Here is a 26022-nt window from a genome sequence, read left to right on the forward strand (position 1 = left end):
TCCAAACCATTCGCGCCCTACCCCGTGGATCACGGGGTAGGGCGCGTTGCTGTCAGAAGAACCCGTCCTGGATGCCGTCCTCCGGTTTCGGCTCAGCCTTGGGCTTCCGCTTCGGGGCGGCCTTTTTCTTTGCTCCCGGCAGGTGCAGCCCGGCCTCCTGCTCCTCCTTGTGACGAGCGTGGTTCAGCTCGAGGAGGTTATCCAAAAACTTTGCCTGGGCGTCGGGACGGATAGTGAATCGGATTCCGCGACGCGTCTCGTGAAAGCCGTGATCGAGATGGATTCTGTCCCAGTTGAAAGCTGCGGCAACAGCCTCGTCGATCCGGACGTGCACCTCGCGCAACCGCGAGATTTCGGGAGATTGATCGTTAGGATTATGGAAAGCGTGGGACATTGAGGTCAAGCTGAGACTCACGTTTTTCCGTGCTGACTCTAGCTGTTCCCCAAGGCATTCCAAGTCGGCGTCCCAAGTTGGCAAAGGGAGCGTTGCGCAGCAGGTGGTTGGTGTGTAAACGAGATCGGCCTTGAGTGTTGCGCCTTGCTTCACGGTCCACCAGTAGTGGATCTCGCTGCTCCGGAAAGCCAGATCCGCGTAAGTGCTGTCCTTGAAGACGACAAGCTTCTGGTCAAAAACTTGGCGTACGTCGACGAGGCTGGGCCATTGTGTGCTGCTGCTCTGTGCGATAACCAGTACTCGGTCCAGGTGTTTGATCGCGTCATATAGGGCAATCGTTGGTCGCGTGAATTGCCACCAAATTTCGCGACGCTTCCTGTCCTTGTTCTTGGCGCGCTGCGGCCTCACCTTCTGCTCGATAATCTCGAAGGGTGCGGCGTATTGTTGCGCTTTGTCGCGCGACCAGTTTCGGAAGTAGATAATCCAGCGGCTGGCGGACTGATCCGTTCGCTGGTTGAGGTCGTCACCATTCAGGTACGGGAAGAGTACGTCCTTGTTGCGAATATCTTCGTCAATCAACTCGAGGGCGGCCTCCCGAGTCACGGTGAAGCCGTCTCCGAGGACATTCGATCCCTGAAACGACTTTCCCTCGTTAGCGGCCAGTTGGTACGGCGACCCACTCATCCGCGACCGTGCGTCCAGCCCTGGAGTGATCCCATTGACTTTCTTGCCGTCAAGGATCCGGGGTTCATCTACGCAGGATGGTCCGAGCCACAGAAGAGACACCTCAAGGGAGGCCGACCCGGGCCAGCGCTGCGACTTGACTGCGCGGTAGATCTCCCAACCAGCGCTTGCCGCCTGCTCCAAGCCGACGCCTCGAGTTTTTCCCTGAGCGATCGTGTTCGTCGCGATGATTCCAGTGCGGCGGCCATATGCCAGTCTCAGGTTCCGCAATAGGAAGTATGCGGATAGGTCGGCGCTGCCGCGTACCCCGGTACCGAGTCGGTTGACCAGGTACTCGCGATAGTCCGTACCAAGATTACCGGTGAGCTTCTGGCCTCCGCTGAACGGCGGATTGCCCACTACAGCATCGAAGCCGGCTTCAGTGCCTGCACCCAGAACCTCCGGAAACTCCAATGGCCAATGCAACGGCCGCACCGCCGCAACCCGTTCGCCCGTCAGCCACCGGTCCACGATCGCCCGCGCCTTCTGCCCCGCGAACGACGACCCGGGCTCCGCCCAGCTGCCGTCGTCGGCGCGCTCCTCCTCCAGCGCGGTCGCGACCAGCCCCGCCACCGACTCCAGCCGGTTCCGGTAAGCGCGTTCCTTCGCGCTTTCCTTCGCGTCACGGAACTGCGCCGCCCCCCGCTTGCCGCCCACCTTCTCCTCGCCGGACAACGCGGACGCCTCGTCGTCGTCGATGCCCTCCGCCGCCAGCGCCGCCCCCACCACCGCATCGGCGGCCAGCCGCAGCCGCTCCGCCAGAGACTCCGCCTCGCGCAGCTTCTCCGTCTTGGCGTGGACGCTCCGGATGTCATGGACCGGCGTGGCCTCGATCTCCCGCCGCAGTTCCGCCGCCTCCGACAGCAGTGACTCCGTCACCTCCAGCGCCCGCGACACCTCCGGGCTCAGCTGCCGCGCCCCCGACTCCAGGTGGAACGCCTTGATCTGCTCCACGTCGATGACGCCCACCAGCGAATCCCCGGACCGCAGCGCGTGATCGAGGAACGAGAACGGCCGGCCCTTCGCCAGCGTCACCAGCCACAGCGAGAGCTTCGCCAGCTCCACCGCCATGGGGTCGCGGTCGACCCCGTACAGGCACCGGTCGGCCACCAGCCGCCGCGCCACCCGCAACAGCTCGTCCCGGTCGTCCTCGCCCACGTCCCGCCGGACCTCGTCCGGCAGCCCGTCGCGCAGCCACGCCTCGACCACCCGGTCGGACAGGTACCGGCACGCGGAGACCAGGAACGCGCCCGACCCCATCGCCGGGTCCAGGACGCGCAGCTTCAGCAGTTCCTCGGCCGACTTCGCCTGCCACACCCCCACCGCCGCACCCTGCGCCGGACCCGGCGAGAAGCACAGCGGTGCCAGGGTGTGCTCGACGACTTCCTCGGCCAGCGCCTTCGGGGTGTAGTGCGTACCCGTGTTGCGGCGGTTGCCCGACCGCACCATCACCATGGAGCCCGCCGGAAACACCATCGGCGCCCCGCGCAGATCGTCGCCCACCAGCCCGGCGAACGGCGCGACCCGGCCCGCCAGCTCCTCGTCGTTGTCGCAGGCCGCGTCCAGCTCGGCGGTGACCGCGCCAGGGGCGTCCAGCGCCTTCCGGAGCTGCGCGACAGAAGTGACCCCGGTCGCCTCCTTCAGCTCGCGTTCAAGAACCCCCGCTTCCGCCCACTCCTCCAGATCGGCCAGCGGCAGCACCGCCTCGTACTGACCGTCCCGGCCGAGCACCACGCCCAGGTAAGGCTGCTGGGCGCGCGCGCAGCCGTACTCAAGCAGGCCCTCGTACACATGGCCGATCTGCTCGACATCGAGGCCCTTGTACGACAGGGCCTCGCGGCCCGAGCCCTTGCGCCGCAGGGTCAGCAGCGCGTCGAGGATCTCGTACACGACCCGGTCGGTGACCTTCGCTCCCGCCAGCCACGGGAAGCGGGACGGGTCGAAGAGCGAGCCGCCGTACGCGGGGATCCACAGCTCGTCGTGGGTCGAGCCGCCGTGGATCGCGGCGAAGACGGCGAGCAGCCGCGGCCAGGCGGCGGCGCGGCGGTCGCCGAGCTCGCCGCCGTGCAGGGAGCGTTCGGCGTCCAGGGCGTCGTGGAGCGGACCCACGGCGTACGACTCGGCGTACAGGCGGTCGTCGGCGGGCAGCAGCCGCTGTTCCTCGGCGTACAGGAGGAAGACCAGCCGCATCATGACCGTCAGCGCGCTGTCGTACACCGGCTTGCCATCCGCGCCGGCGAGCAGTTCGCCGCCCGACTCGCGGTCCAGGCGGGAGAGTTCGGCGACGAGCAGGGCGACGGCCGCGCGGACCTGCTTGCCGAGGGTGTCGGTGACGTCGGCCTGCTGATCGGCGGTACGGGCGAAGAGCGCGGCCAGCGACGCGGAGTGCTGACCCTTCGCGTCGCGTGGAGGCAGCGCGGCGCGGCGGGCGTGCAGGAGGCTCGTGAACGACCGCAGCAGCAGCGGCTCTTCCAGCCACAGGTCGGCGTCGAAGACCGCGAAGGTGGTGGCCTCCTTCGGGCGGGCGTGCACGAGCGCCCACTCGCGGCCGTTGGTCACCAGGGCCAGCGGTACCTCGCGCCACCGGGCGAGGTCGGCGGCCCGGTCGACCAGCGATGACGTGTCGCCCTTGGCGCGGGTCAGGGAGTCGCCCCAGCCGGGCGTACGGAAGAACAGCACCCGGGGCCGAAGCCCCTCGGGGGAGGGGCCGAGGAGGGTGGCGTCGGGGGTGTTCGCCCCGGCGCGCAGGGTCTCGGGCAGGGCGGCGCCCTCGCGCAGACCGGGCGTCCAGCCGAGCAGCTCGCCGAGGATCAGCCGCTCCCAGCCGTGGCCGAGGAGGGCCGGGTCCTCCTGGACCTCTTCCCAGGCCTGGCGGATGCGGGCCCGGGTCTCGTCGGGGACGGTGTCCAGGCCCTGCGGGAAGACCTCGGTGAGGACCGGCAGCGATACGAACGGCCCGTCGGGGCGCAGCAGCCGCAGCCACTCCTCGTGCTGCTCGGCCGGGGTAGGGATGTGCCCGTGGAGGGCGGGGCGGCGGCGGGCGGCGGGCGGCATCAGTGACGGTCTCCACGGGCGAGGGCGGACGGAACGAGGAAGGTGACGGCGACGGGGAACCAGCGCGGGGTCGGGTCCGCCCACCGGCTGCGCAGAGCGTCGGTCTCGGACGTGACGAGGGCGGGGATGGCGCGCAGGCGCTCGCGCAGCGCCTCGCGGTCGGCACGCAGCTGGCGGCGTTCGTCGTCGATGTCGAAGAGGGAGCCCTGCTCCCAGTGTGCGTCGTCGTCGAGCCGCTCACGGATGGAGCGCTCCAGCTCGGCGAGCACCTTCCGTACGCCGTCGACTTCCTGTTCGCACCGCTTGGCGAGCAGGGTCTCCACGGACCGGAACTTGGTGTTCGCCCGGGTGCGCAGGGCGCGCGAAAGGCGCTCCTCCAGGTGCGGAGCCCACAGCTCCGTGAGCCGGCCAGTCACGGCCTCGTCGGGCAGCTCGTCGGTCGCGGCGGCCAGCCAGGCGTCGAGTTCGTCCTGGCGGGCCGACCCCAGCTTGCCGCCCGTGATCGCACCGCCCGCGGTGATGATCTCCTCGTGCAGGCGGGCGCCGCCGCGGCCGGAGATGACGACGCGGCCGTGGGCGATCACGGCGGGCGTACGCAGCAGATCACCCGGGACGACCTTTGCTGTGACGCGGGACAGCTTGGCTTCCCGGCCGCCCGACCACAGCTCGGCGCGCAGCAGCCGCAGGCACATCTGGACGAGCCGGTGGCCGAGGTGCAGCAGGACGACGTCCGTGCGACGCCTGGCGTCGCGTTCGTCGAAGACGACGGGGCGCTCCCGGCCGGTCAGCGGGTGGCGCAGGCCGTCGTTGCGGGCGTGCGCCCAGGCGCCGGGCAGTTCCGGGAGCCGGAAGCAGCGGGCGCCGCCGTCCTTGGGCGCGTCCGGGTCGGGGTCCGGGACCTCGGTCAGGTCCTTGCGGTGGGCCAGCTGGAGCGCCGTACGCACCACACGCTCGACCGTCCCGGGTGTCAGGTGCAGGGCGTCGCGGCTGCCCGCCAGCTCGGCGACCAGCTTCTCCAGCTCGCGGGCGAGATCCCGGTCGACCTTGAGGACGGCCCGTCCCGACCGCTTGCTGATCTCCGCGTCGGCGGTGGTCCAGTCCGAGCGGCGGCCCAGCATCTTCTGCTCGACCTGGGCGGCGATGACCTCGCCGGCGCTGCCCAGGTCCTCACGGATCTGCTCGGTCTTGCGGGCGGCGACGGCGAGAAAGTGCAACTCGTCCTCAAGGGTGCCGTCGGCGTGCTGCGATTCCGGGTCCGCGTCCGTGGCGTCGGCGGCTGTGAAGCCCTGCCAGCCCTCCGGGACGAAGTGGTGGACGTCGACCCGGTCGGCCCGCTGGCCGTGGCGGTCGATGCGGCCGTTGCGCTGCTCCAGGCGGTTGGGGTTCCACGGGATCTCCCAGTGGAGGAGCCGGTGGCAGTGGGCCTGGAGATTGATGCCCTCGCTGGCGGCATCGGTGGCGAGCAGGATGCGGACGGGAGAGAGGTCCGGGTGCTCCTGGAACACCGTCTTGATGTGCTCGCGCTCCTCCGGCTTCTGGCCGCCGTACAGCTCGGAGATGCGCTCTTTCGGATACCCGGCGGTGATCAGCCGGTCGTACAGCCAGCGCTGGGTGTCGCGGTACTCAGTGAAGACGATCACCCGGTCCGGCTCCCAGTCACCCGCCGGGCCCTTCTTGCACACGATGGGATCCAGCCAGGCGCGGAACGCCGAGAACTTCGCGTCGGGCCGCCGGGCCGCCTCCCGCGCCCACGCGGACAGCTCCTTCAGCTGTGTGTGCTCCTCGGCGGTGAGGGTCCGCGACGCCTGCCGTACGGCGGTCAGGGCGCGCTCCGCGGCCTCCGCGTGCGTCTCGTCGCTCTCCGAGGTCTCCTCGACCCGGTCGATGAGCGGACGAAGTACCTTCTCGCTCGGAGCCTGCTCCGCGACAGGCCCCTTGGTCATCGTCGCCAGGTGGACGTCGATGGTCTCCGCGAATGCCTTGGGGGAGGACAGGAACCGCTTCTTCAGCAGCGTCGTGACGAAGTCGGAGGCGGTCCGCGCGGCGTTGTTCCCGCCGCCCTCGCGCCGGGAGCGGGCGTACGCCGACAGCTTTCCGTACGCCGCGCGGGCCTCGTCGGCGTACCGGACCTCCAGCGCGTGGGGCACCCGCCTGGGGAAGCGCGGCTTGCCGTCCCACGTCGGCGGCAGTTCGGACTTGAGGCGGCGCACCATCACGCGGCGCAGCTGCTCGTCGGACGGCTTCACGCCGCGCGCGAAGCGGTGATCGTCCAGCAGTTCGAGCAGTGCGGTGAAGGACTCGAGGAAGCCGTTGTGAGGCGTCGCCGAGAGGAAGAGCCGGTGCTCGCAATGCGGAGCGAGGGCGCGGATGGCCTTGGTGCGCTGCGAATCGACGGCGTACTTTCCCGTGCCGGAAGGCGCGCAGGTGTGCACCTCGTCGACGACGAGCAGGTCGAACTTCCTCGGGTACTCCGGGATTTCGGGGAGGAGATCGCGGAGCATCCGCATCGGCCGCTCGCGCTTCAGCCAGTCCACGGAGACGATCAGGCGCGGGTAGTGCGTCCACGGATTGGTGTACAGGCCGCGGGAGCGGCGCAGCTCGCGCAGCAGAGTGCTGTTCACGATCCGGAAGTCCAGGCCGAACTTGTCCCGCATCTCGTCCTGCCACTGGAGCGTGAGCCCGGCGGGGCAGACGATCAGCATCGTGCGGGCGCGGTGGCGGAGCATGAGCTCTTGCATGACCAGGCCGGCCTCGACGGTCTTGCCCAGACCGACGTCGTCGGCGATCAGCAGGTTCGTACGGGGCATGGACAGGGCCCGTACGACCGGGTCGAGCTGGTACTCCTGGATCTCCACGCCGGAACGGAACGGTGCCTGCAGGGCGGTCTTGTCGGCGGAGGCGATGGCGCCCCAGCGGACCGCGTCCAGGAAGGCGTCCAACCTGTCGGGGGCGTCGATTCCCGCGGTGGGGGAGGGCAGCGTGTACTGGTTGTGGACGACCGCTCCCTGCTCCAGCTCCCACACCACCCGCAGCTCCTCGTCGCGGGCGTCGTCCTCGACGGAGACGAGCGCGACGAGATGCGGGGCAGAGGTGTCGGCGATACGGGCGGGGTCTTCCCCGGCGACCGACGAGCGGGTGACCTCTGTCACTACCCATTGGCGGTTGCGTACGGTCACGAGCTGGCCGTGAGCCGGGACCGCCGGCTCGATCCGGGCCTCGGCCTCCGCCGCCTCGGGCTCGGTTCCGGACCGGTCAGTCCGTAAGGTCACGTCCGTCATCAGCCGCACACCCGCTCTCATCGGCGGCGGACCACCCGTGCGCCGCACTGTCACACCGTCCGGGAAGCTTACGGGCGCGGGCGCGACCAATGTGCTTAATGGTGCAGATCTTGTGAGCGACTCATGCGGTAGTGTCTCCGGCTTGATTGGCGCGCGGTGTGCCCCATATGGCAGACTGTCGGGGTTGCTCGGTTGAGTGCCGATGCTGCGCGCCTCCCGTCGGGAGGACCGGAAGCGAGTCCCACAGTACTCGTCGCCCTAACTGCCCCTCCGGGCAGCGCTGGGGCGGACGTACGGGAATCTTTCGGGAAGCGTGAGCGGGGCTGATACCAGGCACCCGGTGGGTGTTCTGCCCTCGGCTTGCGGTCGCGGACCGCATCCCCTACTGCAGGGAAAATCTTCACGGATTTCTATGTGGCGAGGATGCGACACGCCCGACCGCGTGGGTCGGAGAAGAACCGTGCTGACACAGGCAGCCCCCGGGTCCCAGAGCGTTACGAGAGAACAGGACTACTAGGTAGCCATGGCGGGACAGAAGATCCGCATCCGGCTCAAGGCCTACGACCACGAGGTCATCGACTCTTCGGCGAAGAAGATCGTCGAGACGGTGACTCGCACTGGTGCGTCGGTCGCGGGCCCGGTGCCGCTGCCCACAGAGAAGAACGTGTACTGCGTCATCAAGTCGCCGCACAAGTACAAGGATTCTCGCGAGCACTTCGAGATGCGCACGCACAAGCGCCTCATCGACATCCTCGACCCCACCCCCAAGACCGTTGACTCGCTGATGCGCCTGGACCTTCCGGCCGGCGTTGACATCGAGATCAAGCTCTGAGGGGCGCGGAGATGGCTAAGCAGATTAAGGGAATCCTGGGCGAGAAGCTCGGCATGACCCAGGTCTGGGACGAGAACAACCGGGTTGTCCCGGTGACCGTCGTCAAGGCCGGGCCGAATGTCGTGACCCAGGTCCGCACGAATGACTCTGACGGCTACGAGTCGGTCCAGATCGCCTTCGGCGAGATCGACCCTCGCAAGGTGAACAAGCCCCTCAAGGGCCACTTCGCCAAGGCCGACGTGACCCCGCGCCGCCACCTGGTGGAGCTCCGTACCTCCGACGCCAGCGAGTACACGCTCGGCCAGGAGATCACTGCCGAGGTGTTCGAGTCCGGCGTCAAGGTTGACGTCACGGGCAAGAGCAAGGGCAAGGGCTTCGCCGGTGTCATGAAGCGTCACAACTTCGCCGGTGGCAAGGCTTCGCACGGTGCCCACCGCGTGCACCGCAAGCCTGGTTCCATCGGTGGCTGTGCCACCCCCGGCCGTGTCTTCAAGGGCATGCGCATGGCGGGTCGTATGGGCAACGAGCGGGTCACCACCCAGAACCTGACCGTCCACGCCGTTGACGCCGAGAAGGGTCTGCTGCTCATCAAGGGCGCCGTCCCCGGCCCCAACGGTGGCCTCGTCCTGGTCCGCACCGCGGCCAAGGGGGTTTGAGGAACCGATGAGCACCATTGACATCCTTACGCCGGCAGGCGACAAGGCCGGTACCGTCGAGCTCCCCGCGGAGATCTTCGATGCCAAGGTCAGCATCCCGCTGATCCACCAGGTCGTTGTCGCACAGCTGGCCGCTGCCCGTCAGGGCACGCACAAGACCAAGCGTCGCGGCGAAGTCCGTGGTGGCGGCAGGAAGCCCTACCGCCAGAAGGGCACCGGCCGCGCCCGTCAGGGTTCGACCCGCGCCCCGCAGTTCGCCGGTGGTGGCGTCGTCCACGGCCCGCAGCCGCGCGACTACTCGCAGCGCACGCCCAAGAAGATGAAGGCCGCCGCTCTGCGTGGCGCCCTCACCGACCGGGCCCGCAACGCTCGCATCCACGTCGTCTCCGACGTGGTCGAGGGTGCGGTTTCCACGAAGGCCGCGAAGAACCTGCTGGGCAAGGTCAGCGAGCGCAAGCACGTGCTCCTGGTCGCCGAGCGTTCGGACGAGGCCGCGTGGCTGTCCGCCCGCAACCTGCCCCAGGTGCACCTCCTGGAGCCGGGCCAGCTCAACACGTACGACGTGCTCGTCTCTGACGACGTGGTCTTCACCAAGGCCGCTTTCGAGTCCTTCGTGTCTGGCCCCAAGGCCGATGAGACCGAAGGGAGCGACGTCTGATGGCTGAGACGACCGTAACCAGCAAGACCTTCACGGACCCGCGTGACGTCCTCGTCAAGCCGGTTGTATCCGAGAAGAGCTACGCGCTGCTCGACGAGAACAAGTACACGTTCATCGTCGCGCCCGGCTCCAACAAGACCCAGATCAAGCAGGCCGTCCAGGCGGTCTTCGGGGTCAAGGTCACCGGGGTCAACACGATCAACCGGCAGGGTAAGCGCAAGCGCACCAAGACCGGCTTCGGCAAGCGCTCCGACACGAAGCGCGCCATCGTGACCCTCGCCGAGGGCGACCGTATCGACATCTTCGGCGGCCCGACCTCCTGACGGAGGTCGAGTCGTCCGGAATCGGACGAGGACTGAGAAATGGGAATCCGCAAGTACAAGCCGACGACGCCGGGCCGCCGTGGCTCCTCCGTCGCCGACTTTGTCGAGATCACGCGGTCCACGCCGGAGAAGTCGCTGGTCCGCCCCCTGCACAGCAAGGGCGGCCGTAACAACGCCGGTCGGATCACCGTTCGCCACCAGGGTGGCGGACACAAGCGCGCCTACCGCGTGATCGACTTCCGTCGTCACGACAAGGACGGCGTGCCGGCCAAGGTCGCGCACATCGAGTACGACCCGAACCGCACCGCGCGCATCGCGCTCCTGCACTACGCAGACGGCGAGAAGCGCTACATCATCGCACCGCGTGGCCTCACGCAGGGTGACCGGATTGAGAACGGCCCTGGCGCCGACATCAAGCCCGGCAACAACCTGGCGCTGCGCAACATCCCGGTCGGTACGACCATCCACGCCATCGAGCTTCGGCCCGGCGGCGGCGCGAAGTTCGCCCGTTCCGCGGGTGCCTCCGTGCAGCTGCTGGCGAAGGAGGGCACGATGGCCCACCTTCGTATGCCTTCCGGTGAGATCCGCCTGGTCGACGCCCGCTGCCGCGCCACGATTGGCGAGGTCGGCAACGCCGAGCAGTCGAACATCAACTGGGGCAAGGCCGGCCGTATGCGCTGGAAGGGCGTACGCCCGACCGTCCGCGGTGTCGCGATGAACCCCGTTGACCACCCGCACGGTGGTGGTGAGGGCAAGACCTCCGGTGGTCGCCACCCGGTCAGCCCGTGGGGTCAGAAGGAGGGTCGTACTCGCTCGCCGAAGAAGGCATCGAGCAAGTACATCGTCCGCCGCCGCAAGTCGAACAAGAAGCGCTAGGAGCGGGTTTAGATGCCGCGTAGTCTCAAGAAGGGGCCCTTCGTCGACGGACACCTCGTAAAGAAGGTGGACGTCCAGAACGAAGCTGGCACCAAGAACGTCATCAAGACCTGGTCCCGGCGCTCGATGATCATTCCCAGCATGCTGGGTCACACCATCGCGGTGCACAACGGCAAGATTCACGTCCCGGTGTTCGTCACCGAGTCGATGGTCGGCCACAAGCTCGGCGAGTTTGCGCCGACCCGCACCTTCCGCGGCCACGTCAAGGACGACCGCAAGTCGAAGCGCCGCTAAGGCGGGGTGCGATGACTATGAACGACACCGAAGGGACAACCATGGAAGCCAGGGCCCAGGCGCGGTACATCCGCGTCACGCCCATGAAGGCCCGCCGCGTGGTGGACCTTATCCGTGGCATGGATGCCACGGAGGCTCAGGCGGTCCTGCGTTTCGCCGCGCAGGCCGCGAGCGTGCCGGTAGGCAAGGTGCTTGACAGCGCCATTGCCAACGCTGCGCACAACTACGACCACACGGACGCCTCCTCGCTGGTCATCAGCGAGGCGTACGTCGACGAGGGCCCGACCCTGAAGCGGTTCCGTCCGCGTGCTCAGGGCCGTGCCTACCGGATCCGCAAGCGGACCAGCCACATCACCGTGGTCGTCAGCAGCAAGGAAGGTTCCCGGTAATGGGCCAGAAGGTAAACCCGCACGGGTTCCGGCTCGGCATCACCACGGACTTCAAGTCCCGTTGGTACGCCGACAAGCTGTACAAGGACTACGTCAAGGAAGACGTCGCCATCCGCAGGATGATGACGTCCGGCATGGAGCGCGCCGGCATCTCGAAGGTAGAGATCGAGCGCACCCGTGACCGCGTGCGTGTGGACATCCACACCGCTCGTCCGGGCATCGTCATCGGCCGCCGTGGCGCCGAGGCCGACCGCATCCGCGGTGACCTCGAGAAGCTCACGGGCAAGCAGGTCCAGCTGAACATCCTCGAGGTCAAGAACCCCGAGATGGACGCTCAGCTGGTTGCTCAGGCCGTTGCCGAGCAGCTCTCCTCCCGCGTCTCCTTCCGTCGCGCCATGCGTAAGAGCATGCAGGGCACGATGAAGGCCGGCGCCAAGGGCATCAAGATCCAGTGTGGTGGCCGTCTCGGCGGCGCCGAGATGTCCCGGTCCGAGTTCTACCGCGAGGGTCGTGTGCCGCTGCACACGCTGCGCGCGAACGTGGACTACGGCTTCTTCGAGGCCAAGACCACCTTCGGCCGTATCGGCGTGAAGGTCTGGATCTACAAGGGCGACGTCAAGAACATCGCCGAGGTCCGTGCCGAGAACGCCGCGGCCCGTGCGGGTAACCGCCCGGCCCGTGGTGGCGGCGCGGCCGACCGTCCGGCCGGTGGCCGTGGCGGACGTGGTGGCGAGCGTGGCGGCCGCGGCCGCAAGCCGCAGCAGGGCGCACCGGCAGCAGAGGCCCCCAAGGCCGACGCTCCCGCCGCCGCTGCTCCGGCTGAGAGCACCGGAACGGAGGCCTGACCGAAATGCTGATCCCTCGTAGGGTCAAGCACCGCAAGCAGCACCACCCCAAGCGCCGCGGTATGGCGAAGGGTGGCACTGAGGTCGCATTCGGCGAGTACGGCATCCAGGCGCTGACCCCGGCCTACGTGACGAACCGCCAGATCGAGGCTGCTCGTATCGCGATGACCCGCCACATCAAGCGTGGCGGCAAGGTCTGGATCAACATCTACCCGGACCGTCCGCTGACGAAGAAGCCTGCCGAGACCCGCATGGGTTCCGGTAAGGGTTCTCCCGAGTGGTGGATCGCGAACGTGCACCCGGGTCGGGTCATGTTCGAGCTGTCCTACCCGAACGAGAAGATTGCTCGTGAGGCGCTCACCCGCGCTGCTCACAAGCTTCCGATGAAGTGCCGGATTGTTCGGCGCGAGGCAGGTGAGTCGTGATGGTGGCCGGTACGAAGGCGACTGAGCTGCGCGAGCTGAACGACGAGGACCTCGTCGCGAAGCTTCGTGAGGCCAAGGAAGAACTGTTCAACCTCCGCTTCCAGGCGGCGACCGGACAGCTCGAAAATCACGGCCGGCTCAAGTCCGTCCGTAAGGACATCGCCCGGATCTACACCCTGATGCGCGAGCGCGAGCTGGGCATCGAGACGGTGGCGAGCGCCTGATGAGCGAGAAGAATGTGACTGAGACGACTGAGCAGCGCGGATTCCGCAAGACCCGTGAGGGTCTTGTCGTCAGCGACAAGATGGACAAGACCGTCGTCGTCGCTGTCGAGGATCGCGTCAAGCACGCCCTGTACGGCAAGGTCATCCGCCGTACGAACAAGCTCAAGGCTCACGACGAGCAGAACGCTGCCGGCGTCGGCGACCGCGTCATCATCATGGAGACGCGTCCGCTGTCGGCGAGCAAGCGCTGGCGCATCGTCGAGATCCTCGAGAAGGCCAAGTAATTCCTAGCGGGATTCTCCCCACTAGGCAGTTCCGCCAGGCTCGGTGAGGGGCCTCCGCAAGGAGCCCCTCGCCGGGAACCGGCAGACGATCAGGAGATAGACGTGATCCAGCAGGAGTCGCGACTGCGTGTCGCCGACAACACGGGTGCGAAGGAAATTCTCACCATCCGTGTTCTCGGTGGCTCGGGTCGCCGCTACGCGGGCATCGGCGACGTCATCGTCGCCACCGTCAAGGACGCGATCCCCGGCGGCAACGTGAAGAAGGGTGACGTCGTCAAGGCTGTCATCGTTCGCACCGTCAAGGAGCGCCGCCGCCAGGACGGCTCGTACATCCGCTTCGACGAGAACGCCGCTGTCATTCTCAAGAACGACGGCGACCCTCGTGGCACCCGTATCTTCGGCCCGGTGGGCCGTGAGCTGCGCGAGAAGAAGTTCATGAAGATCATCTCGCTCGCGCCGGAGGTGCTGTAAGCATGAAGATCAAGAAGGGCGACCTGGTTCAGGTCATCACCGGTAAGGACAAGGGCAAGCAGGGCAAGGTCATCGTGGCCTTCCCCCGCGAGAACCGCGTCCTCGTCGAGGGTGTCAACCGGGTCAAGAAGCACACCAAGGCCGGACAGACCGCTCGCGGTTCGCAGACCGGTGGCATTGTGACGACCGAGGCTCCGGTCCACGTCAGCAACGTGCAGCTGGTTGTTGAGAAGGACGGCAAGAAGGTCGTTACCCGCGTCGGCTACCGCTTTGACGACGAGGGCAACAAGATCCGCGTTGCCAAGCGGACTGGTGAGGACATCTGATGACTACCACCACCGCACCGCGCCTCAAGCTGCGCTACCGCGAGGAGATCGCGGGCAAGCTGCGTGAAGAGTTCTCGTACGAGAACGTCATGCAGATCCCCGGTCTCGTCAAGATCGTGGTCAACATGGGTGTGGGCGACGCCGCCCGCGACTCCAAGCTGATCGACGGCGCTATCCGCGACCTCACCACGATCACGGGCCAGAAGCCGGCCGTCACCAAGGCCCGGAAGTCCATCGCGCAGTTCAAGCTGCGCGAGGGTCAGCCGATCGGCTGCCACGTCACCCTCCGTGGTGACCGCATGTGGGAGTTCCTGGACCGTACGCTGTCGCTCGCGCTGCCGCGTATCCGTGACTTCCGTGGTCTGTCGCCGAAGCAGTTCGACGGCCGTGGCAACTACACCTTCGGTCTCACGGAGCAGGTCATGTTCCACGAGATCGACCAGGACAAGATCGACCGGGTCCGGGGCATGGACATCACCGTGGTCACCACGGCGACCAACGACGACGAGGGTCGTGCCCTCCTTCGTCACCTCGGCTTCCCGTTCAAGGAGAACTGACCGTGGCGAAGAAGGCCCTGATCGCTAAGGCGGCCCGCAAGCCGAAGTTCGCTGTGCGCGCGTACACGCGTTGCCAGCGCTGCGGCCGGCCGCACTCCGTCTACCGCAAGTTCGGCCTGTGCCGCGTGTGCCTTCGTGAGATGGCTCACCGTGGCGAGCTGCCGGGCGTGACCAAGAGCTCCTGGTAGTACGGGACTTCCCGTACTCCGGATGCTCTCGGTAAGTATCTGGTCGGCAGGAGCCCAACCCCGCATGCCGTAGGCTTGAAGGGTTGGGCGCCTGCCGCCCTGACCGACTTACTACGCCGTAGGTCCCCGCACCGCACCCGTCCCGCCACTGAGTGGGGAGAGGGATGGCGCATACAGGAAACCCCGGCGAGAGAGGCCGAAGGCCAATTCATGACCATGACTGATCCGATCGCGGACATGCTGACTCGTCTGCGTAACGCGAACTCGGCGTACCACGACACCGTGGCTATGCCGCACAGCAAGATCAAGTCGCACATCGCGGAGATCCTCCAGCAGGAGGGCTTCATCACCGGCTGGAAGGTCGAGGACGCCGAAGTTGGCAAGTCCCTCGTCCTGGAGCTGAAGTTCGGCCCGAACCGTGAGCGCTCCATTGCGGGCATCAAGCGGATCTCGAAGCCGGGTCTGCGCGTGTACGCGAAGTCCACCAACCTGCCGAAGGTTCTCGGCGGCCTGGGCGTGGCGATCATCTCCACGTCCCACGGTCTCCTGACCGGCCAGCAGGCAGGCAAGAAGGGCGTAGGTGGGGAAGTCCTCGCCTACGTCTGGTAGTCGGGAACGGAGGAAAAGCTAATGTCGCGAATCGGCAAGCTCCCCATCCAGGTTCCCGCCGGTGTGGACGTCACCATCGATGGCCGCACGGTCGCGGTGAAGGGCCCCAAGGGTTCCCTCTCGCACACCGTCGCCGCGCCGATCGAGGTCACCAAGGGTGAGGACGGCGTGCTCAGCGTCACCCGCCCGAACGACGAGCGTCAGAACAAGGCCCTCCACGGCCTGTCCCGCACGCTGGTGGCGAACATGATCACCGGCGTGACCGCGGGTTACAGCAAGGCGCTCGAGATCAGCGGTGTCGGTTACCGCGTCCAGGCGAAGGGCTCCAACCTGGAGTTCGCCCTGGGCTACAGCCACCCGATCGTCGTTGAGGCCCCCGAGGGCATCACCTTCAAGGTCGAGTCGCCCACGAAGCTCAGCGTCGAGGGCATCGACAAGCAGAAGGTCGGCGAGGTCGCCGCTAACATCCGCAAGCTGCGGAAGCCCGACCCGTACAAGGCCAAGGGCGTCAAGTACGCCGGCGAGGTTATCCGCCGCAAGGTTGGAAAGGCGGGTAAGTAAGCCATGGCATACGGTGTAAAGATCGCCAAGGGTGACGCGTACAAGCGCGCTGCCATCAAGCGCCGCCACATCCGCGTCCGCAAGCACGTCTCCGGTACGCCGGAGCGTCCTCGCCTGGTCGTGACGCGCTCCAACCGCAACATCATCGCGCAGGTCATCGACGACATCGCGGGCCACACGCTCGCGTCGGCGTCGACCCTGGACGCTTCGATCCGCGGTGGCGAGGCCGACAAGAGCGCCCAGGCCCAGCAGGTCGGCGCGCTTGTCGCCGAGCGTGCCAAGGCTGCCGGCGTCGAGGCCGTCGTGTTCGACCGTGGTGGCAACAGGTACGCCGGGCGCATTGCCGCTCTGGCTGACGCCGCCCGCGAAGCCGGGCTGAAGTTCTAAGCCCCGGTTCCGGGACTAACGGACGTAACAGAGAGAGGTAAATCCAATGGCTGGACCCCAGCGCCGCGGAAGCGGTGCCGGTGGCGGCGAGCGGCGGGACCGGAAGGGTCGCGACGGTGGCGCTGCCGCCGAGAAGACCGCTTACGTTGAGCGCGTTGTCGCGATCAACCGTGTCGCCAAGGTTGTCAAGGGTGGTCGCCGCTTCAGCTTCACCGCGCTGGTCGTGGTGGGCGACGGTGACGGCACTGTAGGCGTCGGATACGGCAAGGCCAAGGAAGTTCCCGCGGCCATTGCCAAGGGCGTTGAAGAGGCCAAGAAGTCCTTCTTCAAGGTTCCGCGCATCCAGGGCACCATCCCTCACCCGATTCAGGGCGAGAAGGCTGCGGGCGTCGTCCTGCTCAAGCCGGCTTCCCCCGGTACCGGCGTTATCGCCGGTGGCCCGGTGCGTGCCGTGCTCGAGTGCGCAGGCGTTCACGACATCCTGTCGAAGTCGCTCGGCTCGTCGAACCCCATCAACATCGTCCACGCGACTGTGACGGCCCTCAAGGGTCTGCAGCGTCCCGAGGAGATCGCGGCTCGCCGTGGTCTGCCCCTCGAGGACGTGGCCCCCGCGGCCCTGCTCCGTGCTCGTGCTGCGGGAGCGGGTGCGTAATGGCCCGTCTCCAGATCACGCAGACGAAGTCGTACATCGGCAGCAAGCAGAACCACCGCGACACCCTGCGTTCGCTCGGGCTCAAGCGCCTGAACGACGTGGTTGTCAAGGAGGACCGCCCCGAGTTCCGCGGAATGGTTCACACCGTCCGCCACCTCGTGACGGTTGAGGAGGTCGACTGACATGGCGGAGAACAACCCGCTGAAGGTCCACAACCTCCGGCCCGCCCCGGGCGCCAAGACCGCCAAGACCCGTGTGGGTCGTGGCGAGGCGTCCAAGGGTAAGACCGCAGGTCGTGGTACCAAGGGCACCAAGGCCCGTTACCAGGTTCCGCAGCGCTTCGAGGGCGGGCAGATGCCCCTCCACATGCGTCTGCCGAAGCTCAAGGGCTTCAAGAACCCGTTCCGCACCGAGTACCAGGTCGTGAACCTGGACAAGCTCGCCGACCTCTACCCGCAGGGTGGAGAGGTCACGGTGGCCGACCTGGTCGCCAAGGGTGCGGTTCGTAAGAACCAGCTCGTCAAGGTGCTCGGCGCCGGCGAGGTCTCCGTGGCGCTGACGGTGACGGTTGACGCCGTTTCCGCCTCCGCCAAGGAGAAGATCGCTGCCGCTGGCGGCACCGTCACCGAGCTCGTCTGAGAGACGAGCCCGATGGCTTGAACACCGACCGGGGATGCCTCCCAAAAGGGGCATCCCCGGTCGGTCGTTCCAAGGGGGGCATGGTCGCCGGTATGGTGGCGTGCACCGTTAACTTCCGTGCGGTGCGTCCGCACGGCTTTTGACTGCTTTGTATTAGTTGCAACTCGTTGTTCTGTCGGATTCGTCGATCCTCAATACCGTCACCTCTGACGCAGTAGCGCGGGGGTCGCAGGAGGCACCGTGCTCACCGCGTTCGCCCGGGCGTTCAAGACGCCCGACCTGCGCAAGAAGCTGCTCTTCACACTGGGCATCATCGTGCTGTACAGGCTCGGGGCCCATGTTCCGGTTCCCGGCGTCAACTACAAGAACGTGCAGATCTGTGTCGACCAAGCGCAGACGGGCGGGCTCTTCGGACTCGTCAACCTGTTCAGTGGTGGTGCGCTGCTGCAAATCACGATCTTCGCGCTCGGCATCATGCCGTACATCACGGCGAGCATCATCCTGCAGCTGCTGACCGTGGTGATTCCGCGACTGGAGGCCCTCAAGAAGGAGGGACAGTCCGGTACGGCCAAGATCACGCAGTACACGCGTTATCTGACGGTCGCCCTCGCCGTGCTGCAGGGCACCGGCCTGGTGGCCACCGCCCGTAACGGCGCGATCTTCCAGGGCTGCCCGGTCGCGAGCCAGATCGTCCCCGACAAGTCCATCTTCGTGACCATCACGATGGTCATCACGATGACGGCGGGCACCGCGGCCGTCATGTGGCTCGGTGAGCTCGTCACCGACCGCGGCATCGGCAACGGCATGTCGATCCTGATGTTCATCTCGATCGCCGCCGGCTTCCCGGGCGCGCTGTGGGCCATCAAGAAGTCCGGAGAGCTGGCCAACGGCTGGATCGAGTTCGGCATCGTGATCCTGGTCGGCTTCGCCATGGTGGGTCTGGTGGTCTTCGTCGAACAGGCGCAGCGCAGGATTCCCGTGCAGTACGCGAAGCGCATGATCGGCCGGAAGTCCTACGGCGGTACGTCGACGTACATCCCGCTGAAGGTGAACCAGGCCGGTGTGATTCCGGTCATCTTCGCCTCGTCCCTGCTCTACATCCCCATGCTCATCGTTCAGTTCAGCGGTGGGGGAGCAAACTCCAGCTGGGGCACGTGGATTCAGGCGAACTTCGTGGATGGCAAGCCCATCTACATCGCCACGTACTTCCTGTTGATCGTGTTCTTCGCCTTCTTCTATGTGGCGATCTCGTTCAACCCCGAGGAAGTCGCCGACAACATGAAGAAGTATGGTGGCTTCATCCCGGGTATCCGGGCAGGTCGGCCTACCGCCGAGTACCTGAGCTACGTGCTCAACCGGATCACTTGGCCGGGCTCGCTGTATCTGGGTCTGATCGCTCTTGTGCCGACGATGGCGTTGGCGGGCTTCGGCGCGAACCAGGACTTCCCCTTCGGTGGAACAAGCATCCTCATCATCGTGGGTGTGGGTCTGGAGACCGTGAAGCAGATCGAGAGCCAGCTCCAGCAGCGCAATTACGAAGGGTTCCTCCGTTGATGCGAATCGTCCTCGTCGGACCGCCCGGTGCCGGCAAGGGAACGCAGGCCGCGTTCCTTGCCAAGAACCTGTCGATCCCGCACATCTCCACGGGCGACCTCTTCCGCGCCAACATCAGCCAGGGCACTGCCCTCGGCAAGCAGGCGAAGGCGTTCATGGACGCCGGCAACCTGGTGCCGGACGAGGTCACCATCGGGATGGCCAAGGACCGCATGGGCCAGGCCGACGCGGTGGGCGGCTTCCTGCTCGACGGCTTCCCGCGCAACGTCTCGCAGGCGGCCGCGCTGGACGAGGCGCTGAAGGCCGACGGCCAGAAGCTGGACGCCGTACTGGACCTGGAAGTCCCCGAGGACGAGGTCGTGAAGCGGATCGCGGGCCGCCGTATCTGCCGCAACGATTCGAGCCACGTCTTCCACGTGACGTACAGCCCGCCCGAGCAGGACGGCGTCTGTGACGTCTGCGGCGGCGAGCTCTACCAGCGCGGCGACGACACCGAGGAAACGGTGCGCCGCCGGCTGGAGGTCTACCACAGTGAGACCGAGCCGATCATCGACCACTACAAGGCTCAGGGCCTGGTGGTCACCATCTCCGCGCTGGGCAAGGTCGACGAAGTGACCCGGCGGGCGATGGAAGCCCTGAAGAAGCCCGCCGGCAAGGGCTGATCGAACGAGCAGTGCCAACGGTTGCGGCCGCGGTGTCCGAGAGGCGCCGCGGCCGTACTGTTGGGCGGGTAGTACGTGGGACGTAGTACGTAGTGACAGCGAAGGTGGAAGGCACACTCATGGTGGAGATCAAGACCCCCGAGCAGATCGCGAAGATGCGCGAGGCGGGGCTGGTCGTCGCCGCCGTCCACGCGGCCACGCGCGAGGCGGCCGTACCCGGCGCCACCACCAGGGACCTGGACGAGGTGTCCCGCAAGGTGCTCGCCGAGCACGGTGCGAAGTCGAACTTTCTCGGGTACGGCGGTTTTCCCGCCACGATCTGCACCTCGGTCAACGAGGTCGTCGTCCACGGCATCCCGGACGAGAAGACGGTCCTGAAGGACGGCGACATCATCTCGATCGACGCCGGCGCGATCATCGACGGCTGGCACGGCGACGCGGCGTACACCGCCTTCGTCGGTACGGGGCACGCGCCCGAGCTGATCGAGCTCTCGCGGGTGACCGAGGAGTCGATGTGGGCCGGCCTCGCCGCCATGAAGCTGGGCAACCGGCTCGTGGACATCTCCAAGGCGATCGAGTCGTACATCCGCCGCCAGCCGCGCCCGGCGACGGGCAAGTACGGGATCATCGAGGACTACGGCGGCCACGGCATCGGCTCCGAGATGCACATGGACCCGCACCTGCTGAACTACGTCACGCGCAAGCGCGGCAAGGGCCCCAAGCTGGTGCCCGGCTTCTGCCTGGCGATCGAGCCGATGGTGAGCCTCGGTACGGCGCAGACGGATGTCCTGGAGGACAACTGGACCGTCGTCACGACCGACGGGTCCTGGTCCTCGCACTGGGAGCACTCGGTGGCGCTGACGGAGGAGGGACCGCTGGTCCTGACCGCCGTCGACGGCGGCAAGGCGAAGCTGGCGGAGTACGGGATCACCGCTGCGCCCGATCCCCTCGGCTGAACAGCGTAATGATCTTGACTGTTGGGCACACTTGCCGGATTCGTCTTTTCCGGGTGCCTGACGTAGACTGACTCGTCGGCTCGCGTGTACCCGTATGCCTGCATACGGATGCGTGAGTCGATCAAGGTAGTCGATTCGAAGGGCGAAGCGTGGCCAAGAAGCAAGGTGCCATCGAAATCGAGGGCACCGTGATCGAGTCCCTCCCGAACGCAATGTTCAAGGTGGAACTTCAGAACGGTCACAAAGTCCTAGCGCACATCAGCGGCAAGATGCGTATGCACTACATCCGCATCCTCCCGGATGACCGGGTCGTGGTGGAGCTGTCTCCGTACGACCTGACGCGTGGCCGGATCGTCTACCGGTACAAGTAGATCTTGCCCACGCCCCGTGTCAGCGGGGCGGCGGCACTGACCCGGAGAACCTCACTTTCATGAAGGTCAAGCCGAGCGTCAAGAAGATCTGCGACAAGTGCAAGGTGATCCGCCGTCACGGCCGGGTCATGGTCATTTGCGAAAACCTGCGCCACAAGCAGCGCCAGGGCTGACGCACGACCCCCTGCATCTCGCAGAACTTCGCGCGACGCACGTAAATACGTACATACGCAGAACCCGACGCCTGCGGGCGTTGACACCTCCGGCGGGGGCCGGGGACCTGGAACGTACCTCGTACGGCGGCCAGGGGCGGTTCTGCGGAAGACCTCCGAAATCAACAGGAGCCATGCATGGCACGCCTTGAAGGCGTTGACCTCCCGCGCGAAAAGCGTATCGAGGTCGCCCTCACCTACGTCTTCGGCATCGGTCGCACCCGTGCCCAGGAGACTCTCGCCGCTACCGGCGTGAACCCCGACACGCGCGTTCGTGACCTCGCCGAGGAAGACCTCGTCAAGATCCGCGAGTACGTGGACGTGAACTTCAAGACCGAGGGTGACCTTCGTCGCGAGGTGCAGGCCGACATCCGCCGCAAGGTCGAGATCGGCTGCTACCAGGGTCTGCGTCACCGCCGCGGCCTGCCGGTCCACGGCCAGCGCACCAGCACGAACGCTCGTACCCGCAAGGGCCCGCGTCGCGCGATCGCCGGCAAGAAGAAGCCGGGCAAGAAGTAGTCCTCAGCCGGACGCTCATCAGCGGTCTTCGCTGTAGGACCGACCACCTCCCGTAGGAGATATAGATGCCCCCCAAGGGTCGTCAGGGCGCCGCCAAGAAGGTGCGCCGCAAGGAAAAGAAGAACGTCGCTCACGGGCACGCTCACATCAAGAGCACGTTCAACAACACGATCGTCTCGATCACCGACCCCACGGGCAACGTGATCTCCTGGGCCTCCGCCGGCCACGTCGGCTTCAAGGGCTCGCGCAAGTCCACCCCCTTCGCCGCGCAGATGGCCGCCGAGTCGGCCGCCCGCCGCGCGCAGGAGCACGGCATGCGCAAGGTCGACGTCTTCGTCAAGGGTCCCGGCTCCGGCCGTGAGACCGCGATCCGCTCCCTCCAGGCCACTGGCCTCGAGGTCGGCTCGATCCAGGACGTCACCCCCACCCCGCACAACGGCTGCCGCCCTCCCAAGCGCCGCCGCGTCTGACGCTTTCGCGTCCGACTCTGGTTGTTGCAGTGCGTGACGAGTGAAGACCGACCTTCACCTCTGAACGCGTTGTACTCGGGCGGTACGGTCCTTCGGGCCGTGCCGCCCGTACCCTTGTAACAGTTGGCATCAAATAGTGGGTGCCAAGACTGGAGGCATTTCTCATGCTTATCGCTCAGCGTCCGTCGCTGACCGAAGAGGTCGTCGACGAGTACCGCTCGCGGTTCGTGATCGAGCCCCTCGAGCCGGGCTTCGGTTACACCCTCGGCAACTCTCTGCGTCGTACGCTCCTCTCCTCGATCCCCGGTGCCGCTGTCACCAGCATCCGGATCGACGGCGTCCTGCACGAGTTCACCACCGTGCCGGGTGTCAAGGAGGACGTCACCGACCTCATCCTCAACATCAAGCAGCTGGTCGTTTCCAGCGAGCACGACGAGCCCGTCGTGATGTACCTGCGCAAGCAGGGCCCGGGCCTGGTCACCGCTGCTGACATCGCCCCGCCGGCCGGCGTCGAGGTCCACAACCCGGACCTCGTTCTCGCGACGCTGAACGGCAAGGGCAAGCTGGAGATGGAGCTGACCGTCGAGCGCGGTCGCGGCTACGTCTCCGCAGTCCAGAACAAGCAGGTGGGCCAGGAGATCGGCCGTATCCCGGTCGACTCCATCTACTCGCCGGTGCTCAAGGTCACGTACAAGGTCGAGGCGACCCGTGTCGAGCAGCGCACCGACTTCGACAAGCTGATCGTCGACGTCGAGACCAAGCAGGCCATGCGGCCGCGCGACGCCATGGCGTCCGCCGGTAAGACGCTGGTCGAGCTGTTCGGTCTGGCGCGCGAGCTCAACATCGACGCCGAGGGCATCGACATGGGCCCGTCCCCCACGGATGCCGCCCTTGCCGCCGACCTGGCGCTGCCGATCGAGGAGCTCGAGCTCACCGTTCGTTCGTACAACTGCCTCAAGCGCGAGGGCATCCACTCCGTGGGTGAGCTCGTGGCGCGCTCCGAGGCCGACCTGCTCGACATCCGCAACTTCGGTGCGAAGTCGATCGACGAGGTCAAGGCGAAGCTGGCCGGCATGGGCCTGGCCCTCAAGGACAGCCCGCCCGGATTCGACCCGACCGCCGCCGCCGACGCCTTCGGCGCCGACGACGACGCGGACGCGGGTTTCGTCGAGACCGAGCAGTACTAGAAACTTCCGGCGGGCAGCAGCTCGCCGGTAACTGACACCGGTACCTGATACGGCCGGTGCAGACACAAGGAGAAACACCATGCCGCGTCCCGCAAAGGGTGCCCGTCTGGGCGGCAGCGCCGCGCACGAGCGTCTGCTCCTCGCCAACCTGGCGAAGTCGCTGTTCGAGCACGGCCGCATCACGACGACCGAGGCCAAGGCCCGCCGCCTGCGCCCCGTCGCCGAGCGCCTGGTCACCAAGGCGAAGAAGGGCGACATCCACAACCGTCGCCTGGTGCTGCAGACGATCACGGACAAGAGCGTCGTCCACACGCTCTTCACCGAGATCGCCCCGCGGTACGAGAACCGCCCCGGTGGTTACACCCGCATCACGAAGATCGGCAACCGTCGTGGCGACAACGCCCCGATGGCGGTCATCGAGCTGGTCGAGGCCCTGACCGTGGCCCAGCAGGCCACCGGTGAGGCCGAGGCCGCGACGAAGCGCGCGGTGAAGGAAGACGCAGCCAAGAAGGACGAGGCTGCCCAGGACGACGCTCCGGCCGCCGAGGCTGCCGAGGGCGAGTCCAAGGACGCCTGAGCGTTCTGACTCCACCGGGCGGGCCCGCATCACCCTTCGGGGCGGTGCGGGCCCGCCTGTTTTTGCTGCTTTGAGAGGATGCGCTGGTGAGCGAGGACATTGAGGGTGCGGCGCCGGGGTTCGTGCGGGTGCGGCTGGATCTTTCGTACGACGGGAAGGACTTTTCCGGGTGGGCGAAGCAGACGGCCCGGCGCACGGTCCAGGGTGAGATCGAGGACGCGCTGCGGACCGTGACGCGGTCCTCGGTGACGTACGAGCTGACGGTCGCCGGGCGTACGGACTCGGGCGTGCACGCGCGCGGGCAGGTCGCGCACGTCGACCTGCCGGAGGATGTCTGGGCCGAGCACCACGACAAGCTGCTGCGGCGGCTCGCGGGACGGCTGGCGCACGATGTGCGGGTCTGGAAGGTGGCTGAGGCCCCTGCGGGGTTCAACGCCAGGTTCGCGGCCGTCTGGAGGCGCTACGCGTACCGCGTGACGGACAATCCGGGGGGCGTGGACCCGCTGCTGCGCGGACATGTGCTGTGGCACGACTGGCCGTTGGACGTCGACGCCATGAACCGGGCGGCCGAAAAGCTGGTCGGGGAGCACGACTTCGCGGCGTACTGCAGGAGGCGCGAAGGCGCCACGACCATCCGGACCCTCCAGGAACTGAGCTGGGAGCGGGGAGCGGACGGTGTGATCACGGCCACCGTGCGCGCCGATGCCTTCTGCCACAACATGGTGCGCTCGCTCGTCGGCGCGATGCTGTTCGTCGGCGACGGGCACCGGGACGCGGACTGGCCGGGGAAGGTGCTGGCGGCGGGCGTACGGGACTCGGCTGTCCATGTCGTACGCCCGCACGGCCTCACGTTGGAAGAAGTGGGGTATCCGGCTGACGACCTGCTCGCCGAGCGAGCCCGGCAGGCCCGCAACATGCGGACACTGCCGGGGTCACCGGCCGGTTCACTGCCCGGCGGTGGCTGCTGCTGACGCCTGGGTCTTTCCGCGCTGGTGGATCTGACGGAACGTGAACTCCGCGAGGTCGTCGCCGGTCGTGTAGACGTCCTTGTCGGTCGTGACGACGTTCTTGCCGCTGGTGAAGCCGCCCACGGTGAAGTAGGCGTAGCGGCCGTAGGCGTTGGCGGTCTTGCGGCAGATCGAACCGCCCCGGCAGAAGGTGGGGACGCCGGCGCCGGGCAGGGACGCGAGGCCGCCGCTCGCCTGCTCCTTGGCCTTCTGGGCCTGGGCGGCCGTGTCGAAGACCGCGACGCCCACGGTGACGGCCACGCCGCCCGTGGAGTACGTCGCGCGGATGACCTGGTCGCAGCCGTTGTTGGCGAGTACGGAGCCCAGCGCGCCCTGGGTCGCGGCGGAGCAGCTGGTCGTGCGGTTCGTCGCGCCCTTGGCGTACGCGCGCTCGCCCATCTTCAGCTTCTTGCCTGGGAAGAGGCTGTCGGCGCTCAGCGGCAGCCTGTCCTTCTGCGCGCTGGAGATGAAGTCCCTGGGGTTCGGCGGGGGCGGGGGCGCCTGGGAGGAGAAGGAGGGGCCGGGCTGCGCGGACCCGGTCGGCAGGACCTCGGGGGTCGGCAGCCCGGTCGCGGAGCCGTTGGTGCCGGGCTTGCCGTTCGTCGTGACGACCGCTGTGGCCACGATCGCGCCGACCACGGCGGTCGCGAGGACGCCGCCGCCGATGTACATCCACCGCTTGCGGCGGGCGCGTGCGGCAGAGGCGTCGGCGAGTGCCGCCCAGTCCGGTGTGTCGGGTGCTGTGTTCGTTCCGTACGGATCCTGAGGGCTCTGCTGTCCCTCGGGGCCACCCCAGGAGGGCCCCCCTTGCCCAAAGCTCATGCCGCGCATCCTAATCCGGTTGGGTGATGCGGCGGACGGC

The 26022-nt window shown here is 67.0% G+C and carries 34 protein-coding genes; 31 read left to right on the plus strand and 3 right to left on the minus strand.

Going from position 1 to position 26022, the window contains the following annotated elements; genetic code table 11:
* Window positions 1–52: 52 nt before the first annotated feature.
* Window positions 53–4171, minus strand: coding sequence for an Eco57I restriction-modification methylase domain-containing protein (locus tag J7E91_RS03710; RefSeq protein ID WP_214899086.1), 4119 nt, complete (start codon window positions 4169–4171; stop codon window positions 53–55).
* Complete coding sequence (gene drmD, locus J7E91_RS03715; RefSeq protein WP_214899088.1) at window positions 4171–7449, minus strand: DISARM system SNF2-like helicase DrmD; 3279 nt, start codon at window positions 7447–7449, stop codon at window positions 4171–4173. Before drmD ends, J7E91_RS03710 begins: the two co-directional genes overlap by 1 nt.
* 523 nt (window positions 7450–7972) lie before the next feature.
* On the opposite strand from drmD, the gene rpsJ reads away from it, so the two are divergent.
* From rpsJ to truA, 31 genes are all read left to right on the plus strand, one after another.
* Window positions 7973–8281 (plus strand): 30S ribosomal protein S10, encoded by a 309-nt coding sequence (gene rpsJ, locus J7E91_RS03720; protein WP_003948644.1) that lies wholly within the window; start codon window positions 7973–7975, stop codon window positions 8279–8281.
* Between the two features lie 11 nt (window positions 8282–8292).
* Complete coding sequence (gene rplC, locus J7E91_RS03725; RefSeq protein ID WP_028812377.1) at window positions 8293–8937, plus strand: 50S ribosomal protein L3; 645 nt, start codon at window positions 8293–8295, stop codon at window positions 8935–8937.
* A 7-nt stretch (window positions 8938–8944) separates the two neighbouring features.
* Entirely contained in the window at window positions 8945–9595 is a 651-nt protein-coding gene (rplD, locus tag J7E91_RS03730) for a 50S ribosomal protein L4 (RefSeq protein WP_214899090.1), read from the plus strand.
* Window positions 9595–9918: a 50S ribosomal protein L23 gene (rplW, locus tag J7E91_RS03735; RefSeq protein WP_214899092.1), complete on the plus strand. Its 324-nt coding sequence runs from the start codon at window positions 9595–9597 to the stop codon at window positions 9916–9918. The genes rplD and rplW overlap by 1 nt, the downstream gene beginning before the upstream one ends.
* Window positions 9919–9957: 39 nt before the next feature.
* Window positions 9958–10794 (plus strand): 50S ribosomal protein L2, encoded by an 837-nt coding sequence (gene rplB, locus J7E91_RS03740; protein WP_069927446.1) that lies wholly within the window; start codon window positions 9958–9960, stop codon window positions 10792–10794.
* Window positions 10795–10806: 12 nt separating this feature from the next.
* Complete coding sequence (rpsS, locus tag J7E91_RS03745; RefSeq protein ID WP_138894198.1) at window positions 10807–11088, plus strand: 30S ribosomal protein S19; 282 nt, start codon at window positions 10807–10809, stop codon at window positions 11086–11088.
* Between the two features lie 41 nt (window positions 11089–11129).
* A complete protein-coding gene (rplV, locus tag J7E91_RS03750) occupies window positions 11130–11477 on the plus strand; it encodes a 50S ribosomal protein L22 (protein ID WP_069927445.1) in 348 nt (115 codons plus the stop codon).
* On the plus strand, window positions 11477–12322 hold the full coding sequence (rpsC, locus tag J7E91_RS03755; RefSeq protein WP_028812371.1) for a 30S ribosomal protein S3: 846 nt from the start codon (window positions 11477–11479) through the stop codon (window positions 12320–12322). Before rplV ends, rpsC begins: the two co-directional genes overlap by 1 nt.
* Before the next feature lie 5 nt (window positions 12323–12327).
* A complete protein-coding gene (gene rplP / locus J7E91_RS03760) occupies window positions 12328–12747 on the plus strand; it encodes a 50S ribosomal protein L16 (RefSeq protein ID WP_028812370.1) in 420 nt (139 codons plus the stop codon).
* Window positions 12747–12971 (plus strand): 50S ribosomal protein L29, encoded by a 225-nt coding sequence (gene rpmC, locus J7E91_RS03765; protein ID WP_214899095.1) that lies wholly within the window; start codon window positions 12747–12749, stop codon window positions 12969–12971. Before rplP ends, rpmC begins: the two co-directional genes overlap by 1 nt.
* On the plus strand, window positions 12971–13255 hold the full coding sequence (gene rpsQ / locus J7E91_RS03770) for a 30S ribosomal protein S17 (RefSeq protein WP_214899098.1): 285 nt from the start codon (window positions 12971–12973) through the stop codon (window positions 13253–13255). The genes rpmC and rpsQ overlap by 1 nt, the downstream gene beginning before the upstream one ends.
* Before the next feature lie 102 nt (window positions 13256–13357).
* Window positions 13358–13726: a 50S ribosomal protein L14 gene (rplN, locus tag J7E91_RS03775; protein ID WP_003966950.1), complete on the plus strand. Its 369-nt coding sequence runs from the start codon at window positions 13358–13360 to the stop codon at window positions 13724–13726.
* A gap of 2 nt (window positions 13727–13728) precedes the next feature.
* Window positions 13729–14052 (plus strand): 50S ribosomal protein L24, encoded by a 324-nt coding sequence (gene rplX / locus J7E91_RS03780; protein ID WP_028812367.1) that lies wholly within the window; start codon window positions 13729–13731, stop codon window positions 14050–14052.
* Window positions 14052–14609, plus strand: coding sequence for a 50S ribosomal protein L5 (gene rplE / locus J7E91_RS03785; protein WP_028812366.1), 558 nt, complete (start codon window positions 14052–14054; stop codon window positions 14607–14609). The genes rplX and rplE overlap by 1 nt, the downstream gene beginning before the upstream one ends.
* 2 nt (window positions 14610–14611) lie before the next feature.
* On the plus strand, window positions 14612–14797 hold the full coding sequence (locus J7E91_RS03790) for a type Z 30S ribosomal protein S14 (protein WP_004571834.1): 186 nt from the start codon (window positions 14612–14614) through the stop codon (window positions 14795–14797).
* A gap of 210 nt (window positions 14798–15007) precedes the next feature.
* Window positions 15008–15406 carry a 30S ribosomal protein S8 gene (rpsH, locus tag J7E91_RS03795; RefSeq protein ID WP_028812365.1) on the plus strand — a complete coding sequence of 133 codons (399 nt, stop codon included), beginning with the start codon at window positions 15008–15010 and terminating at the stop codon, window positions 15404–15406.
* Between the two features lie 21 nt (window positions 15407–15427).
* The gene (rplF, locus tag J7E91_RS03800) at window positions 15428–15967 is read left to right on the plus strand and encodes a 50S ribosomal protein L6 (RefSeq protein ID WP_028812364.1); all 540 of its coding nucleotides are present in this window, start codon (window positions 15428–15430) and stop codon (window positions 15965–15967) included.
* Window positions 15968–15970: 3 nt separating this feature from the next.
* On the plus strand, window positions 15971–16354 hold the full coding sequence (gene rplR, locus J7E91_RS03805) for a 50S ribosomal protein L18 (RefSeq protein WP_214899099.1): 384 nt from the start codon (window positions 15971–15973) through the stop codon (window positions 16352–16354).
* A 46-nt stretch (window positions 16355–16400) separates the two neighbouring features.
* On the plus strand, window positions 16401–17006 hold the full coding sequence (rpsE, locus tag J7E91_RS03810; protein WP_214899101.1) for a 30S ribosomal protein S5: 606 nt from the start codon (window positions 16401–16403) through the stop codon (window positions 17004–17006).
* The gene (rpmD, locus tag J7E91_RS03815; protein WP_028812361.1) at window positions 17006–17188 is read left to right on the plus strand and encodes a 50S ribosomal protein L30; all 183 of its coding nucleotides are present in this window, start codon (window positions 17006–17008) and stop codon (window positions 17186–17188) included. Before rpsE ends, rpmD begins: the two co-directional genes overlap by 1 nt.
* Window position 17189: 1 nt before the next feature.
* A complete protein-coding gene (gene rplO / locus J7E91_RS03820; RefSeq protein ID WP_069927442.1) occupies window positions 17190–17645 on the plus strand; it encodes a 50S ribosomal protein L15 in 456 nt (151 codons plus the stop codon).
* A gap of 240 nt (window positions 17646–17885) precedes the next feature.
* Entirely contained in the window at window positions 17886–19199 is a 1314-nt protein-coding gene (gene secY / locus J7E91_RS03825; RefSeq protein ID WP_214899103.1) for a preprotein translocase subunit SecY, read from the plus strand.
* Window positions 19199–19861 carry an adenylate kinase gene (locus J7E91_RS03830; protein ID WP_214899105.1) on the plus strand — a complete coding sequence of 221 codons (663 nt, stop codon included), beginning with the start codon at window positions 19199–19201 and terminating at the stop codon, window positions 19859–19861. Before secY ends, J7E91_RS03830 begins: the two co-directional genes overlap by 1 nt.
* A 119-nt stretch (window positions 19862–19980) precedes the next feature.
* On the plus strand, window positions 19981–20817 hold the full coding sequence (map, locus tag J7E91_RS03835) for a type I methionyl aminopeptidase (protein ID WP_214899209.1): 837 nt from the start codon (window positions 19981–19983) through the stop codon (window positions 20815–20817).
* Window positions 20818–20966: 149 nt separating this feature from the next.
* On the plus strand, window positions 20967–21188 hold the full coding sequence (gene infA, locus J7E91_RS03840) for a translation initiation factor IF-1 (protein ID WP_003956442.1): 222 nt from the start codon (window positions 20967–20969) through the stop codon (window positions 21186–21188).
* A 59-nt stretch (window positions 21189–21247) separates the two neighbouring features.
* Entirely contained in the window at window positions 21248–21361 is a 114-nt protein-coding gene (gene rpmJ, locus J7E91_RS03845) for a 50S ribosomal protein L36 (protein WP_009740505.1), read from the plus strand.
* A gap of 177 nt (window positions 21362–21538) precedes the next feature.
* Window positions 21539–21919: a 30S ribosomal protein S13 gene (rpsM, locus tag J7E91_RS03850; protein ID WP_028812356.1), complete on the plus strand. Its 381-nt coding sequence runs from the start codon at window positions 21539–21541 to the stop codon at window positions 21917–21919.
* A 65-nt stretch (window positions 21920–21984) separates the two neighbouring features.
* Complete coding sequence (gene rpsK / locus J7E91_RS03855) at window positions 21985–22389, plus strand: 30S ribosomal protein S11 (protein WP_003948617.1); 405 nt, start codon at window positions 21985–21987, stop codon at window positions 22387–22389.
* 164 nt (window positions 22390–22553) lie between these two features.
* The gene (locus J7E91_RS03860) at window positions 22554–23576 is read left to right on the plus strand and encodes a DNA-directed RNA polymerase subunit alpha (RefSeq protein ID WP_003956430.1); all 1023 of its coding nucleotides are present in this window, start codon (window positions 22554–22556) and stop codon (window positions 23574–23576) included.
* A gap of 79 nt (window positions 23577–23655) precedes the next feature.
* Entirely contained in the window at window positions 23656–24153 is a 498-nt protein-coding gene (rplQ, locus tag J7E91_RS03865; protein WP_028812355.1) for a 50S ribosomal protein L17, read from the plus strand.
* Between the two features lie 86 nt (window positions 24154–24239).
* The gene (gene truA / locus J7E91_RS03870; RefSeq protein WP_214899107.1) at window positions 24240–25124 is read left to right on the plus strand and encodes a tRNA pseudouridine(38-40) synthase TruA; all 885 of its coding nucleotides are present in this window, start codon (window positions 24240–24242) and stop codon (window positions 25122–25124) included.
* On the opposite strand, the gene J7E91_RS03875 is transcribed toward truA, so the two are convergent.
* Window positions 25098–25982, minus strand: a complete 885-nt coding sequence (locus tag J7E91_RS03875) for a hypothetical protein (RefSeq protein WP_214899109.1) — start codon at window positions 25980–25982, stop codon at window positions 25098–25100. The two genes, truA and J7E91_RS03875, sit on opposite strands and share 27 nt — an antisense overlap.
* Window positions 25983–26022: the final 40 nt, after the last annotated feature.

It is taken from the genome of Streptomyces sp. ISL-99 (assembly GCF_018614005.1).
Classification (GTDB): domain Bacteria; phylum Actinomycetota; class Actinomycetes; order Streptomycetales; family Streptomycetaceae; genus Streptomyces; species Streptomyces flavidovirens.